The organism is Nonomuraea antri (assembly GCF_013283785.1).
GTDB classification, from domain to species: Bacteria; Actinomycetota; Actinomycetes; order Streptosporangiales; family Streptosporangiaceae; genus Nonomuraea; species Nonomuraea antri.
In genome coordinates, this window is sequence record NZ_JABCPZ010000040.1 from 45,030 (window position 1) to 59,032 (window position 14,003).

Sequence of the window (14,003 nt, forward strand, 5' to 3'; positions counted from 1 at the left end):
CGAGGTCAGCGGGTCCTGCGGTAGCGGATCAGCGGGCCGAGCTCGCCCGGGACCGTCGCGAACGGGGTCATGCCGAGGCGTTCGAGCACCGCGGCCGAGGCGGTGTTGCCCGCGTCGACCTCGGCCAGCACCTCGGGCAGGCCCAGGTCGCCGAGTGCGTGCTCGACCACGGCGCGGGCCGCCTCGGTGGCGTAGCCGCGGCCCCAGACCTCGGGCGCGAGGCTGTAGACGACTTCGAGCCCGAGGTCGTCGAGCGGGCGCAGCCCGGCGGTGCCGGCCAGCGCGGCCCGATCGCGCTCGCGGACGATCCACAGCCCGTGTCCGGCGGCGGCGAAGTCACGCTCGCTCGCCGAGACGACGTCCGCGACCTCCGCGAGCGACAGGGCCGCGCCGTCGAACAGGAAGCGCCGGACGTCCGGCAGTGTCCAGTGGGCGTGCAGTGCGGCCAGGTCGGATGCGCGTACCGGCCGCAGGTTCAGCCGCGGCGTCGTCAGCTCGTGGTCCACGCGGCCACTGTAGAAGCCGCCGCGGCCCGCGCACCGCTGGTTTTCGCGCCGGTCACCCCGGCCCCGGCCAGGTCCGGGGTGACGGCGACGCCGGTGACACCGTCGCCGATGACGGCGACACCGATGACGGCGGCTGCTACTGGTCGGTGGCGCAGGTGCCCAGCATCTCCCGCAGGACCGTCTTCTCCTCGGGAGTGACGGTCAGGTGGTAGCGGGCCTTGACGTCGATCCAGGCGCGGCTGTAGGTGCACCAGTAGCTGCGCAGCGGCGGACGCCACTCGTCGGGCGACTGGTCGTCCTTGGCCAGCCTCGACTCCTTGGTGGTGGTGAGCAGCTGCGGAGCCTCCAGGTCGTTGGCGAACGCCTTGCGCTTGGCGTCCGTCCAGGTGTTGGCGCCGGACTGCCAGGCGTTGGTCAGCGGCACGACGTGGTCGACCTCGAGCTGCGACGGCTGCGTGATCACCGTGCCGTCGTAGGGGTTGGTCCAGGCGCCGGAGACGGCGCGGCAGTACTCGTCCCTGCGCACGTTCCTGCCGTCACGCAGGAAGACCTTCTCCCTGGTGTTGCAGTCCTGGCCCTGCGGGATCCAGCGGGGGAAGCGGTCGCGCCGGTAGCCGGCCATGGACTCGTGCCTGGCGACGGTGAGCCCGTCGAGGGCGGTGGTGGCCGAGGACGTCGACAGTGCCGTCGGCAGGTCGGCCGGGGCGTTGGGGACGGCGGGCGCGGCGACGGCGGTCGCGGCCGGGGCGAGAGAGAGCAACAGGAACGGCAGGGCCGCGACGGCGGCACGCCGGTGCGATGGCGAAATCTGCATGGGCCACTCCTATCGAGCCCTCATCGACACCAGTAGCCGTTTGGTCACTCCTTTGCCTCTCTCGTCCCCGCACCAGGTGCTCCAGGTGGTGTCCGTGACTATCCGGCCAGCGTCTTGCGCAGCGCCTCGGCGAACGCCTGCGGCTCGCCCGTGAAGCCGCCGTGGTCGCCGGGGAACTCGACCGGCGGGGTGCCCAGCAGCTCGGCGAGCGCGACCGACGTCCGGTAGGTCACCAGGTTGCCCGACTCCACGCCGATGCCCACCACGACCCGGGCCGGGCCCGACCGCAGCGCGGCCACGTCGGGCACGTAGCGGGTGGTGCCGCGCAGCTCGTGGGCGAAGAAGCGGGCGGAGTCGGCGAGCTGCTGCTCGCTCGGCTCGAACGGCGGGGCCACGGGGGCGCCGTCGTTCTCCTCCGCGAACCCGGCGTTGGCCATGAACTTGCCGAACGCCGCGGCCAGGCCGTCGCGGTGGAAGGTCTCGATCATGTCCTCGACCGCGGCCCGCTGCTCGGCGGCGTCAGGGAGCAGTTCGAGCACCGGGGGCTCGTGCGCGACGAGCGTACGCACCCGGCTGGGGTGCCTTTCGACCAGGGCGAGGCCGGTCACCGCGCCGCCGCTGCTGCCGAACACGTCGGCGCTGTCCGCGCCGAGCGCGTCCAGCAGCGCGGCCACGTCGTCGGCCCGCAGCTCGGGGGTGGACTCCTGCTCGGGGTCGTCGAGTACGCTGCGCGAGATGCCGCGCGGGTCGTGGGTGACCACGGTGTGGTCGCCGGCCAGTGCTTCGGCCAGCGCCTCGAAGTCCGCCGCGGCCATGGGCGAGCCCATCAGCAGCAGCAGCGGCCCCGAGCCGCGTACGTCGTAACGCAGCCGGGCGCCGGGGACGTCGAGGGTGTGCGAGGTGGTCATGCCGGTGGTCCTTCCTCGAAAGATCGAGCACCCGATGGGGTGACGATGATGAGACCCGTCCAGGCGGGAGAACTCATCGCGCTCCCGCCGGTAAATCCATCGAACACGATCCGTCATCGGCCATACACTGTCGGCAATGAGCGACGACCCGGCAATGGACGGTGACGGGCCCGGCCTGGACCGGGTGACCCGGCACGAGGACCTGGTGCGACTGCTGGCCGAGCAGTTCGCCCGCGCCGACGTGTCACTGCGCGAGCTGCAGGCGCGGGCCGACCGGGCGGGCGGCGTCCGGCTGCCCCGGGCCACCTGTGCCGACATGCTGGCCGGGCGGCGGTTCCCGAAGAAGGCGGTCATGCTGGCGTTCCTGCGCGGCTGCCGGGTGCCGGCCGACCAGTTCCCCGCCTGGGAACGCGCCTGGGAGCGGGTGCGCGTGGCCAAGCTCGGCCAGGCGGCGGAGACCACCCAGCCGATGGACGCGATCCCGCCCGAGCCCGAGCCGCCGCGGCGCGGCCGCGGGCACGCCACCCTGCCGGCCGCGCTCGCCCTGCTGGTCGCGTTCTCGGCCGTGGGCGCGGCGGCCTACCTGTGGCTGCCCGAGCGCGGCACGTCCGACGTGCGCGGCCGCCTGGTCGTCGACGACGGCCGCGCGTTCGGCCGCGGCGGGTCGAGCCGGTTCACGGTGTCGATCGACCCGGCCAACACCGCGGTCAGGCTGACCCGCCGCCTCGACGCCGGCATCGGCAGGCAGCGGGCCGCCATCACGGTCAACGGCGTGCCCGCGGGGACGTGGGAGCCGCTGCACGTCGAACACCGGCACCGGTGGCGTGAGCAGACCGTCGACCTGCCGCCCGCGCTGACCGCAGGACGGCGCACGCTGGCCGTCGTGAACACGTTCGTCTCGTCCGACCAGGACTTCAACGAGTTCAGGTACGAGGTCGAGAACCAGGTCGACGGCGTCTGGAAGACCTCCGACGTGCTCGACGTGGGCCCCTCACACCTCGACGACGAACGCGCGCACGGGTACCGGATCGACGGGCCACAGACCTTCGCCGAGACCCAGGAGTTCTTCTACCCGCCAGACCAGCGCTGACGGCACCCGCCCGACCAACGCTCACGGCACCCGCCCGACCAGCGCTGACGGCTTCAGCCGAGCCCGGCCTGCCGGGCCCGGACGATCGCCTCGGCCCGGTCGGCGACGTGCAGCTTGGCGAAGATGTTCGAGACGTTGTTGCGTACCGTCTTCGGCGACAGGAACAGCGCGGTGGCGATCTGGGCGTTGGCCCGGCCGGCCGCGATCAGCGAGAGTATCTCCAGCTCGCGCGGCGTGAGCTGGGGGAAGGCCGGATTGCCGGCCAATGTCGGACCGGCGAAGAAGTCGGCGACGCGGCGCGCGACCGCCGGGCCGAAGATGGCCTCGCCGTGCGCCACGGCGGTGATCGCGCGCACGATCTCCGCCTGGTTGGCGCCCTTGACCAGGTAACCGCGGGCGCCCGCGCGCATCGCGGCGAACAGCGTGGCGTCCTCTTCCGACATGGTCAGCACGACCACGCCGATGTGCGGGCTGTCGGCCGCGATCCGCCTGGTGGCCTCGATGCCGTCGAGGCCGGGCATGCGCACGTCCATGACGACCACGTCGGGCTGCAGGTCGGCGGCGCGCTCGACGGCCTCGGCGCCGTCGGCGGCGGTGCCGGCCACCTCGATGCCCGGGATCGAGCCGAGCAGCAGGGCCAGCCCGTCCCGGTAGACGGGGTGGTCGTCGGCCAGCAGCACCCTGATCGGCTCGTCAGACACCGGCGGCCTCCAGCGGCAGCCGCGCGGTGACCACCGTGCCGCCCTCGGGCGGGCAGCTCACCCGGCAGTCTCCGCCCAGCTCGGCCGCCCGTTCGCGGAGCGAGAGCATGCCCACGCCCGCGGCTACGTCGGGGCCGATGCCCGCGCCGTCGTCGCGCACCGCCACTTCGAGCCTCCCGTCACGCACGCCCAGCCTGATGTCGCAGCGGGAGGCACCCGCGTGCCTGACGACGTTGGCCAGCGCCTCGGACACGATACGGTACGCCGCCACCTCCACCGCCGCGGGCAGCGTGCCGAGCGCGTCGTCCCCGGTGACGCGGACGTCGAGCGCGGGCGTGCGGAACCTGTCGGCCTGCTGCTCGATCGCGCGCAGCACGCCGAGCTCGTCCAGCGCGGGCGGGCGCAGGTCGTGCACCAGCCTGCGGACGTCCGTCAGCACGCCGCTGACCTCGGCGGCGGTCTGCTCCAGGATGCGATCGGCCTGCTCGGGGGCCTGCCCGGCGAGGTTGCGCGCCGCCTCGATGCGCAGCGCCACCGCGCCCAGACTGGGGCCGAGCCCGTCGTGCAGGTCGCGTCTGAGCCTGCGGCGCTCCTCCTCGCGGGCCAGGACGAGCCTGGCGCGGATGCGCTGCAGGTCGGTGCTGAGCTCGACGGCCCTGGCGGCCGCCGCGGCCTGGCGGACCAGGTCGCCGAGCAGGCGCTGGTCGCGTTCGGTCAGGTCGGTACGGCACAACGCCAGCCGTCCCACGACCTCGCCCCGGTAGGCCACGGGCAGTGTGACCGACGGGCCGCGCGGCGTGCCGTGTTCCACCACGGAACGCTCGCCGCCCGGCCGTTCGATCTCCACCCGGACGTAGGACAGCCGGAACGCCTCGGCCAGCGTGGTGGCCACCGCGACGAGCTGTTCGCCCGGGTCGGTGGCCAGTTCCAGCCGTTCGGCCAGGGTGGCGACCGCCGCGTACGGGTCGTCGCGCGATCCGCGTACCAGCCGCCGGACGATCCCGGTCAGCCAGGTGCGCAGCGGCGCGTAGACCACCGCGACGATCGCGATGGCCGCCAGCGCCGAGTCACGCTCCCCCAGCACGCTGCCGGCCAGCGCGAACACCGCGACGTCGACCAGCACGACGAGCGCGGCGAGCACGCCGTAGGCGAGGGTGGCCGACAGCAGCCGGTCCACGTCGTAGAGCCGGTACTTGGTGACCGCCACCACCACGGCCGCCGAGGTGAGGCCGACGGCCAGGCCGAGCAGCACGGCGGGCAGCTCCGGCGGCACCCGCAGCGGCAGCAGCAGCACGACCATGTCGACCAGCGCGGCCCACATCAGCCACTTGATCTGCGCGCGCCGCTCGGGGTCGGCCGCCCGGTAGCGCCGGACCATCGCCGCGAACGGCACCACCACGCTCACCAGCACCGACAGGTACGCCACCCGCAACGCCGGCGCCCAGAACGCGTACGGCAGCGCGACCGAGAACGGGTCGAGGCCCAGCCCGGCGATCTCCGGTGGCAGCGCCGCCTGGTGGAAGCGCACCATCACCGCCACCGGCGCCAGCACGAGCAGCACCGTGAGCAGCCCGGTCAGCGCCAGGCTGGCGATCGACAGCCGGCGCCACAGCCGCCCTTCAGGCAGCCGTCCGTCGGGGAACAGCAGGATCAGCAGCGGCAGCCCGAGCAGCAGCGACGCGCCGAAGCGGGAGTAGAACCAGTAGCCGGCCGCGGCCCCGGGCAGTCCTGGCGACACGTAGACGGCGTACGCCGCCCAGCTCGCGGCCAGCCCGTCGAGCAGCCACAGCAGGCCGAAGGCGGTCAGCACCCAGGCCACCGGGTGCCGCGGCAGCCTGCGCAGCAGCAGGACGCCCGGCACGAGCTGGGCCAGCCCGCACAGGACCGACAGCCAGCCGGGCTCCAGCTCGGCTGCGGCCGGGATGGGCACGCCGGCCGTGCGGAGGTCGAGCGCCACCGTCGCGACCGCGAGCGCCACCCCGGTGGCCAGCGCCACCGCCGGCCAGATCCGTCCTGTCCTCGTCACGCCATGCATTACACCCGATTTGTGTCCTTTTGTCCTGGGACCGGTGTCCCGGGACGACGGGACACCGGTCTCTGCCCGCCCGGGGCTGCCCGTCAGCAGTCTGGGATGGCACAAGCAGAGAGGAAGACCATGGACGCCCAGTTCAGCACCACCCCCGCCCGGGCACGCACCGACGTCGACGCCTGGCCGCCCGTCCCGGGCCGCCCGCCCATCGCCGCGCGTACCGTGCGCAGGCTCGGACTCGCGCTCACCGCGGGCACACTCGCCTGGGCCGCGAGCATCTTCATGTACGGCACCGTGAACACCGGATTCGAGCAGCGCGTCGGCGACCTGACCGGGCTGGCCTTCCAGCTCGGCGTGTTCGCGCTGCTCACCGTGCAGATCCGGACCAGGGCGACGGGCACGTCCCGGGTCGCCAGGGTCATGCTCAAGGTGGAGCTGGCGCTGCTCGGGCTCGCCTCGCTCTGGTCGCTGCTGCACGGCGTGCTGCCGGAATCGGCGCAGGACGGCGTCGCGCTCGCCGTCCTGGACGTCTTCTGGCCGCTGTCCATGCTCGGCATGATGGTGATCGGCGTGAAGCTGGCGCTGGCCGGCCAGTGGCGCGGCCCGCTGCGCTGGTGGCCGCTGGTGGCCGAGACCTGGGGCGTGGTCACCGTGCCGCTGTTCATCGCGGTCGGCGAGGAAGGCGCGCGCTGGGTCGGCGGCGGCCACCTGGTGATCGGCTACGCCGCGCTCGGCGCCCTCCTCGCCCTGCGCCCCGAGCTGGTGCTGCCCGCCGAGCGCGGGTAGCGCCCGGCGAGGTCAGGTGCCACAGCCTCGGCCGACCCCCGGTGAGGTCAGGTGGCCAGCCGCGGCCAGCCCTCGGTGTCACGCAGCAGCTGCCGGTCGTGGGTGGCCAGCACGACGGCCGCGCCGGTGGCGTCCAGCGCCTCGGTCAGCTCCTCCACCAGCGTCATGGACAGGTGGTTGGTCGGCTCGTCCAGCAGGACCACCTGGGGCCGCGCGGCCAGCAGGACGGCCAGGTCGAGCCGGCGCCGCTGCCCGACGGACAGCTCGCGCACCGGGCGCTGCGCGGCGGCCGCCGGCAGCAGCCCGAGCTGCGCGAGCCCGACGTCGCCCGCCCCGCCGGCCCTGAACACCGCCGACTCGAACACCTCGAACGCGCGCCGCGACGACGGCTCCGGCGACTCCTGCGTGAGCAGGCCCACCCGGACGCCGCGCTTGCGCTGCACGCTCCCGGAATCCAGCGGCAGCACGCCGGCCAGCACGGCCAGCAGGGTCGACTTGCCCGACCCGTTCGGCCCGGTCACGACCAGCCGGTCGGCGGAACGCAGCAGCACCGAACGCGGCGCGGCGAGCCTGCCGCGCACCGTCACCTCGTCGGCGCGCAGCAGCACGGCCTGGTGCGGGGCGCCCAGCTCGGGCGGCTGGAAACGCATCGGCGGCGGCGGGACGTCGAGCACGAGCGACTCCAGCGCCTCCTGCCGCCGGTGCACGGCACGCACCAGGGCGGGCGCCCGGGTGGCCCGGGTGTGCTTGCCGGTGCCCTTGTCCGGCCGCCAGCCGGTCGACAGGCGGTTCTGCGCGGCGGACAGGTCCTGGGCGAGCCGCTGCCGCTCGCTCTGCTGGTCGCGGTAGGCCAGCTCCCAGCGTTCGCGCTCGGCCCTGCTCTCCTCCCGGTAGCCGGCGAAGCCGCCGCCGTAGAGCCGGGGCAGCCCGTCGCTGGTCGGGTCGAGGTCGAGCACCGTGGTGACGACGTCGGCCAGCAGCGCCCGGTCGTGGCTGACCAGCACGACACCGCCCGGGTACGCCCGGAGCACGGCGGTCAGGTGGTCGAGCCCGGCCGCGTCGAGGTGGTTGGTCGGCTCGTCGAGCAGCAGCAGGTCGTGGCCCGCGCCGAGCAGGCCGGCCAGCCTGACCCGGTAGCGCTGTCCGACCGACAGCTCGGCCAGCGGCCGGTCGCGGTCGGTGACGGCGTCGAGCGCGGCCAGCGCGACGTCGACCCGGCGGTCGGCCTCCCACGCGTCGATGGACTCGGCCGCGGTGAGCGCTCGCGCGTAGTCGTCGTCGGCGCCCGGGCGGCCTTCGGCCAGCGCGGCGGTGGCCGCGTCGAACGCGCGCAGCACGGCACGCACGTGGGCCAGCTCGACCTCGATCAGATCGCCGACGGTGGCGTCGTCGCCGACCGGCAGGACCTGGTCGGCGATGCCGAGCGTGCCGGCCCGGTGCACCGATCCCGAGTCGGGGGCCAGGGCGCCGGACAACACCTGCAGCAGGGTGGTCTTCCCGCGCCCGTTCTCGCCGACCACCCCCAGCCGGTCACCGGGTGAGACGGTCAGGTTCACGCCGGTCAGCACCGGGTGGCCGCCACGGGCGACACACAGGTCGGTGGCGTTGAGATGGGCTCGGGCACGGGCAGGCAAGGATACGGCGATGGACATACTTCCTCCGAGCAGGCTGCCGCGCACGCCGGGGTGTCAGGGCGTGAGAGCGCGGCGGACCCGCGAACAGTGAGAGACGACGGCGAACGACCGGCCGCACCCGGGCCCGTGGATCAGGGCTCGAACCGGGCGGCTGAAGCGGCCGGGGCCGTGGGTCTCAGAGGAAGTAGAGGTACTGCATTCCGCAAGGATACCCAGCGCTCGCGGTGCCCGGCCAGCGATTAACCGGCACCGCTTGATCAGCACCGCGAACGGCCGGGCGCCAGGTCACAGGGTGGCCAGGAAGTCCTCGAGGATCTCGGTGAAGACGTCCGGGCGTTCCAGGTTCGGGTAGTGGGCGGTCCCGTCGATCGACACGGCGCGCCCGTCGCGGACGGTGGCGACGAGGCGTTCGGCCATGGCGAGATGGTCGGGCGAGTCGACGGCGCCGTTGATCGCCAGGACCGGCACCTCGATCCCGGCCGCGCGTTCCCACGTCCGCGTCACCTGGACGAGGTGGTTCGGCTCGTCCTTGGTGTGCTTGGCCATGGTGTTCTCGGTGATGCGCAGCAGGAGGCGGACGACGTCCCGGTCGAGGTCGTCCAGGGTGCGGTGCGGTCCCGCGGCGAACCTGGTGAACGTCTCGACCGAGGCGGCCAGGTCGCCGGCCGCCATCGCGGCGTGCCACTCGGCCCAGAGCCCGGTGGTCCAGGGGTCCGCGTAGTACGGCTCGCTGGTCCCGGCGCCGCTCACGACCAGGGCGCTGACCAGCTCGGGGTGTTCGAGCGCGGTGTCCACGGCGGTGGCCGCGCCCATGGAGACGCCCACCAGCACGGCGGGTCCCGTGTCCAGGTGGCGCAGCAGCGCGGCCAGGTCGTCGGTCAGCCGGTACGGCGCGCTGCCGTTGGCGGAACGCCCGTGGCCGCGGGCGTCGGGCGCGATGACCCGGTGGCGCTCGGCGAGCACGGGGATCTGGGCGTCCCACATGTGGTGGTCGACGAAGCCGCCGTGCAGCAGGACGAGCGGATGGCCGGCACCGGTGTCGATCCAGAACAAGTCGTTCATCATGACAACCAAGGTGTCATTAATGGCCTTGAATTGGCAACTCAGGTGTCATCATGGCGTGGTGAGCGAAACAGAGGTGACCGATCGGCTGACCGAGGTGTTCGACCTGGTGGGCCCGCTGTACCGGCGGGCGCAGCGCAAGGTCGAGCAGGACGCGCCCATCGAGGGCCTGTCGGTCGGGGTCAGGGCCGTGCTGAACCTGCTGCGCGAGCACGGGCCGATGACCGTCCCGCAGATGGGGCGGGCGCAGGCGCTGAGCCGCCAGTTCGTGCAACGCATGATCAATGACGCGGCGGCGCGGGAGCTGGTGGAGTTCGCGCCCAATCCTGCGCACAAGAAGTCGTCGCTCATCCGGCTGACCGGGCGCGGGCTCGACGCCATCAACGCGGTGATCGACCGGGAGCGGGCGGTGCTGCGCCAGGCCGGCGACGGCCTGACCGACGCCGAGGTGGACGCGTGCGTCCGCGTCCTGTCTCACCTGGTGCGCTTCCTGGACCACGTGGACGTGGACTGAGCACGCGCCGCACGCTCCTACGGCGTGGCGACCGCCTGCAGCACGCTGTAGTGGCCGGCGGTCGGGGTGACGCTCTCCAGCTCCCAGCCGCCCGACCTGAGCAGGTCGCGGTACTGGGTCAGGGTGCGTTCGCGGCTGCCCAGCAGGACGAGCATGGCCAGGTCGTACAGGTGCGTCTGCGACGGCGCCCACGGCTCGGGCAGCAGCATCTCGACCACCAGCAGCCGCGCGCCGGGTGCGGCGGCCTGGCGGCAGGTGGTGAGAATGCGCGCCGCGCGCTCGTCGTCCCAGTCGTGCAGGATCCATTTCAGCAGGTAGAGGTCACCCTTGGGCACCTGCTCGAAGAAGTCGCCGCCGACCAGCTCGATGCGCGGCGCCAGCGGGGAGTCACGCAGGTGCTGACCGGCCGCCTCGATCACCGGCGGCCGGTCGAACAGCACCCCGCCGGCGCCGGGGGCCTTGGCGAGCAGGGCTGCGAGCAGCACGCCGTACGCGCCGCCGACGTCCACGATGCGCCCGTACGCCGAGGCGTCGACGGCGGCCGCGACATCGGCGGACGCCGCCGCCGACTGCTCGCCCATGGCCAGCGAGAAGTGCTCGGCCTCGTCGGGGTGCGTGGCCAGGTGTTCCCAGAAGGAGTGGCCGAGCATCGCCGGGGCGGCCGGGTCGCCGGTGCGCACCGAGCCCTCGAACGCCCCGATGAGCCCCCACACCGTCGGTGAGCCGTAGGCGAGCGCCAGCTCGCGCAGCGCGGTGGGCGAGTCGGCGCGCAGGCACTCCCCCGCCTCGGTCAGCCGGTAGTGGTCCGGCCGCTCGGTCTCGGCCAGCAGGCCGATCGTCGCGGCGGCGCGCAACAGGCGCAGCAGGGCGTCGGGATTCGCGCCCGACGCCGCGGCCAGCTCACTCGCCGAACGCGGCCCCGCGGCCAGCGCGTCGGGCACGCCGAGCCTGGCCAGGACGATGACGATCTGTGAGTCCCACATGGCGATGAGCAGCCGGTGCACGTAGTCTCTGGGCGTCTCGGCGCCCGCGGCGGAACGCGCTTCGCGGAGCAGTTTCTCGACGTCTGCCTGCGGCATAGATCCACTATGACACCCGGGGGGCGGGGTGTCATGGGGGCGTTCACCGGTCGAAGAAACCGCCGTCCTCGTCCGGCTCGTCGCCGAACGCGTCGCCGTACTGGTCGTCCGCCGGGCCGACTTGAAGGTCGTCGCGCTCCTGCTTCTCGGGCGCGCAGTTCTGCTCGCAGCCGCCGAACCTGGAGGTGTTCAGCGGCGTGAACGCGGTCGCCGGCGTGCCCCGCAGCGCGGCGATCATCGTGTCCTTCCAGATCGGGCCGGGCAGCGAGGCGCCCTGGACCGAGCCGAAGTACCGGCCGCCGATGGTGACGCCGGTGAGCTTGTGCCGCTGCGCGCCGCGCGGGTCGCCGATGCTGACCGCGCCGGCCAGGTCGGGGGTGAACCCGGCGAACCAGGCGCTGGCGTACCCGTCGGTGGTGCCGGTCTTGCCGGCCGCCGGACGGCCGATGCCGCCGACGCCGCTCATGGTGCCCTGGGTGAACACCCCGGACAGGATGTGCGCGGTCGCGTCGGCGATCTCCGGGTCCAGCGCCCGTTCGCAGCGCGGGCGGTAGGGGGTGGTCCTGCCGTCCCTGCCGGTGATGGCGGTGATGGCCATGGGCTCGCAGTACGTGCCGCGCGCGGCGATGGCGGCGTAGGCGCCGGCCACGGTCACCGGGTCGCTCTCGTTGATGCCCAGCGTGAACGTCTCGAACTCGCGCAGCTCGGCGCCGTCGGCCCGCTTGACGCCCAGCGACTCGGCGGTCTCGACTGTCGGGCACAGGCCCACCCGCTCCTGCAGCTCCATGAAGAAGGTGTTGACCGAGCCCCAGGTGCCGGTGGCCAGGGTCTTGAAGCCGGGCGAGCCCTCGTCGTTGGTGACCGTCCAGGACGGGTCGCCGACGTTGCCGCCGGCGCAGTTCTTGAACGCGGACGGGCCGGGTGCGGTGTAACCGGCGCCCGCGGTGATGCCGTCGTCGATCTTCATGCCCTGCTTGAGCGCGGTGATCAGGGTGAACGTCTTGAACGTCGAGCCCGGCTGGAAGCCGATCAGCCCGCCGTGCGCCATGTCGGCCGCCGCGTTGTAGGAGATCTCGTGGTCGCGGGCGGAGCCGCCGTACGGGCGGCTGGCCGCCATCGCCTTGATCTTGCCGGTGCCCGGCTCCACCAGCGCCTCGGCCGCCAGCGCGCGGTCGGAGGCGAAGACGTGCTTCTTGATGGCCGACTCCGCGGCGCGCTGCGCCTTGGGGTCCAGCGTCGTGCGTACCTTGAGCCCGCCCAGGCCGAAGGCCTGCTCGCGCTGCCGCCGCGTCTTGCCGAACGCGCGGTCGGCCAGCAGCTCGTGCCGGACGTACTCGCAGAAGTACGGATAGCGGCTCTCCTGACAGCCGTTGGGCTGCCTGATGCCCCGGTAGCCGAGTTTGCCGGCCTTGGCGGTGTCGGCCTGCGCCCGGGTGATGCGGCCCAGCTCGGCCATCCGGTCGAGCACCACGTTGCGCCGCTGCAGCAGCAGCTTGCGTGCCTTGGCGCCGAGGTTCGGGTCGGTCCTGTTCGGGTCCTGGACGGCGCCGGCCAGCGTGGCAGCCTGGGCCAGGTCCAGGCGAGCGGCCGGGACGCCGAAGAACCGCCTGGCCGCCGCCTCCACGCCGTTGGCCCCGGCGCCGAAGTACGCGATGTTCAGATATTTCTCCAGGATCTGGTCCTTGGAGTATTTCCGCTCGACGTACATGGCGTGCCGCAGTTCCCTGAGCTTGCGCGCGTAGCTGCCCTCCAGGGCCGCGTTCTTCTCCTGCTCGGTGTCGGCCGAGTTGAGCAGGACCTGCTTGACGTACTGCTGGGTGATCGACGAGCCGCCCTGGCTGATGCCGCCCGTGGTCAGGTTCTTGACCAGGGCGCGGGCGGTGCCTTCGAGGTCGATCGCGCCGTGCTGGTAGAAGCGGTCGTCCTCGATGGCGACGATGGCCGTCCGCATCGGCTCCGAGATGCGGGCCAGCGGCACGACCTTGCGGTCCTGGGCGTAGAACTGGGCGATCGCGTTGCCCGCGGCGTCGTACACGGTGGTCTTCTCCGGCAGCGGCGGCTCGGTCAGTGCGGCCGGCCGGAGGTTCAGCGCCTCGGTGGCCGCCACGACCGCCGCTCCGGAGCCGCCCACGGCGGGCAGGGCGAGCGCGGCGGCCACCACCCCGGCCGCGGCCGCCGCCGCGGCCAGGCGGGTGACGCTGGACAGGCGGGTACCAGGATGCGAGCTGGGCATGACGGCCATAAGAGCACAAACATCCTCATACTGTCTAAGACTGATATGAATCGCTCATCGATATCGAAACCGATATCAGGCCAGGTAGCTCATTAACGGACAGCAGGCAAGACCCCGATTCGGGCCCGTTGACGACCGAAAATCGGTGACCTAGCTTTTTAAATAGGAAAGTTTCCTAAGAGTAAGTCCCTGTCACCCCCAGAACCCCAGGGAGACCTCGCATGAGCCTTCGTCGTCACCTCACCGGGCTGGCCGCCACCGGCGTACTCTGCCTGGGCGCGGCAGCACTCGCCCCGTCGCCCGCCATGGCCGCGCCCACCGGCTGCACCACCTGGCTCTCCAACGGCTACGCCTACAGCCAGTGCACCGGCGGCACCGGCGAGCACAGCGTCGCCGTGGAGCAGTGGCACCCGTACGCCGGGCCGATCCTCGTCACCGGCGACTGGAAGCCGGCCGGCGCCGTCTCGTCGGCGCGGCTCACCCCCTGGACGGTCAAGCGCGTCTGGGTGAACAAGCGCGGCTGACAGTGATGATGTAGATGAGCGCTTCCCGACAGGGTCTGACCCAGCGACTGACTGACCTCGAGGTCCTCAACGGGATCTGTCGGCCCTGGCCGGGAAGCGCTCGTGTGCACTCACCGGACGCGG

The 14,003-nt window shown here is 72.9% G+C and carries 13 protein-coding genes; 4 read left to right on the forward strand and 9 right to left on the reverse strand.

The window, feature by feature from the left end:
* Positions 1–5: 5 nt before the first annotated feature.
* The 3 genes from HII36_RS16100 to HII36_RS16110 all read right to left on the reverse strand — a co-directional run bounded on the left by HII36_RS16100 (position 6) and on the right by HII36_RS16110 (position 2,228).
* Entirely contained in the window at positions 6–506 is a 501-nt protein-coding gene (locus HII36_RS16100; RefSeq protein WP_173523987.1) for a GNAT family N-acetyltransferase, read from the reverse strand.
* 136 nt (positions 507–642) lie between these two features.
* A complete protein-coding gene (locus tag HII36_RS16105; protein ID WP_173523988.1) occupies positions 643–1,320 on the reverse strand; it encodes an HNH endonuclease family protein in 678 nt (225 codons plus the stop codon).
* A 98-nt stretch (positions 1,321–1,418) separates the two neighbouring features.
* Positions 1,419–2,228 (reverse strand): alpha/beta fold hydrolase, encoded by an 810-nt coding sequence (locus HII36_RS16110; protein ID WP_173523989.1) that lies wholly within the window; start codon positions 2,226–2,228, stop codon positions 1,419–1,421.
* 136 nt (positions 2,229–2,364) lie between these two features.
* On the opposite strand from HII36_RS16110, the gene HII36_RS16115 reads away from it, so the two are divergent.
* Positions 2,365–3,318 carry a hypothetical protein gene (locus tag HII36_RS16115; RefSeq protein WP_173523990.1) on the forward strand — a complete coding sequence of 318 codons (954 nt, stop codon included), beginning with the start codon at positions 2,365–2,367 and terminating at the stop codon, positions 3,316–3,318.
* A 53-nt stretch (positions 3,319–3,371) separates the two neighbouring features.
* Here HII36_RS16115 and HII36_RS16120 read toward each other — a convergent pair whose 3' ends face one another.
* The gene (locus HII36_RS16120) at positions 3,372–4,019 is read right to left on the reverse strand and encodes a response regulator (RefSeq protein ID WP_173523991.1); all 648 of its coding nucleotides are present in this window, start codon (positions 4,017–4,019) and stop codon (positions 3,372–3,374) included.
* The gene (locus tag HII36_RS58655) at positions 4,012–6,045 is read right to left on the reverse strand and encodes a sensor histidine kinase (RefSeq protein ID WP_173523992.1); all 2,034 of its coding nucleotides are present in this window, start codon (positions 6,043–6,045) and stop codon (positions 4,012–4,014) included. Before HII36_RS58655 ends, HII36_RS16120 begins: the two co-directional genes overlap by 8 nt.
* Before the next feature lie 105 nt (positions 6,046–6,150).
* On the opposite strand from HII36_RS58655, the gene HII36_RS16130 reads away from it, so the two are divergent.
* Positions 6,151–6,834, forward strand: a complete 684-nt coding sequence (locus tag HII36_RS16130; RefSeq protein WP_173523993.1) for a hypothetical protein — start codon at positions 6,151–6,153, stop codon at positions 6,832–6,834.
* A gap of 47 nt (positions 6,835–6,881) precedes the next feature.
* On the opposite strand, the gene HII36_RS16135 is transcribed toward HII36_RS16130, so the two are convergent.
* Both HII36_RS16135 and HII36_RS16140 read right to left on the reverse strand, forming a co-directional pair.
* Positions 6,882–8,486: an ABC-F family ATP-binding cassette domain-containing protein gene (locus tag HII36_RS16135; protein WP_173523994.1), complete on the reverse strand. Its 1,605-nt coding sequence runs from the start codon at positions 8,484–8,486 to the stop codon at positions 6,882–6,884.
* Positions 8,487–8,753: 267 nt separating this feature from the next.
* Positions 8,754–9,533 carry an alpha/beta fold hydrolase gene (locus HII36_RS16140; protein ID WP_236003548.1) on the reverse strand — a complete coding sequence of 260 codons (780 nt, stop codon included), beginning with the start codon at positions 9,531–9,533 and terminating at the stop codon, positions 8,754–8,756.
* A 58-nt stretch (positions 9,534–9,591) separates the two neighbouring features.
* Here HII36_RS16140 and HII36_RS16145 point away from each other — a divergent pair, with 58 nt between their 5' ends.
* A complete protein-coding gene (locus HII36_RS16145) occupies positions 9,592–10,044 on the forward strand; it encodes a MarR family winged helix-turn-helix transcriptional regulator (RefSeq protein ID WP_328807735.1) in 453 nt (150 codons plus the stop codon).
* 17 nt (positions 10,045–10,061) lie between these two features.
* Here the strand turns inward: HII36_RS16145 and HII36_RS16150 are convergent, their stop codons facing one another.
* Together HII36_RS16150 and HII36_RS16155 are read right to left on the reverse strand one after the other, a co-directional pair.
* Entirely contained in the window at positions 10,062–11,123 is a 1,062-nt protein-coding gene (locus HII36_RS16150; RefSeq protein WP_173523996.1) for a methyltransferase, read from the reverse strand.
* A 43-nt stretch (positions 11,124–11,166) separates the two neighbouring features.
* Positions 11,167–13,356, reverse strand: coding sequence for a transglycosylase domain-containing protein (locus HII36_RS16155; RefSeq protein WP_173523997.1), 2,190 nt, complete (start codon positions 13,354–13,356; stop codon positions 11,167–11,169).
* Positions 13,357–13,577: 221 nt separating this feature from the next.
* On the opposite strand from HII36_RS16155, the gene HII36_RS16160 reads away from it, so the two are divergent.
* Complete coding sequence (locus tag HII36_RS16160) at positions 13,578–13,880, forward strand: hypothetical protein (RefSeq protein WP_173523998.1); 303 nt, start codon at positions 13,578–13,580, stop codon at positions 13,878–13,880.
* Positions 13,881–14,003 lie beyond the last annotated feature (123 nt).

What these genes read in the sequence shown, in the direction of transcription:
- HII36_RS16160 (WP_173523998.1), top strand. Translation starts at nt 13,578, where the DNA reads ATGAGCCTTCGTCGTCACCTCACCGGGCTGGCCGCCACCGGCGTACTC.
- HII36_RS16140 (WP_236003548.1), bottom strand. Translation starts at nt 9,533, where the DNA reads ATGATGAACGACTTGTTCTGGATCGACACCGGTGCCGGCCATCCGCTC.
- HII36_RS16105 (WP_173523988.1), bottom strand. Translation starts at nt 1,320, where the DNA reads ATGCAGATTTCGCCATCGCACCGGCGTGCCGCCGTCGCGGCCCTGCCG.
- HII36_RS16130 (WP_173523993.1), top strand. Translation starts at nt 6,151, where the DNA reads ATGGCACAAGCAGAGAGGAAGACCATGGACGCCCAGTTCAGCACCACC.
- HII36_RS16155 (WP_173523997.1), bottom strand. Translation starts at nt 13,356, where the DNA reads ATGCCCAGCTCGCATCCTGGTACCCGCCTGTCCAGCGTCACCCGCCTG.
- HII36_RS16115 (WP_173523990.1), top strand. Translation starts at nt 2,365, where the DNA reads ATGAGCGACGACCCGGCAATGGACGGTGACGGGCCCGGCCTGGACCGG.
- HII36_RS16110 (WP_173523989.1), bottom strand. Translation starts at nt 2,228, where the DNA reads ATGACCACCTCGCACACCCTCGACGTCCCCGGCGCCCGGCTGCGTTAC.
- HII36_RS16135 (WP_173523994.1), bottom strand. Translation starts at nt 8,486, where the DNA reads ATGTCCATCGCCGTATCCTTGCCTGCCCGTGCCCGAGCCCATCTCAAC.
- HII36_RS16150 (WP_173523996.1), bottom strand. Translation starts at nt 11,123, where the DNA reads ATGCCGCAGGCAGACGTCGAGAAACTGCTCCGCGAAGCGCGTTCCGCC.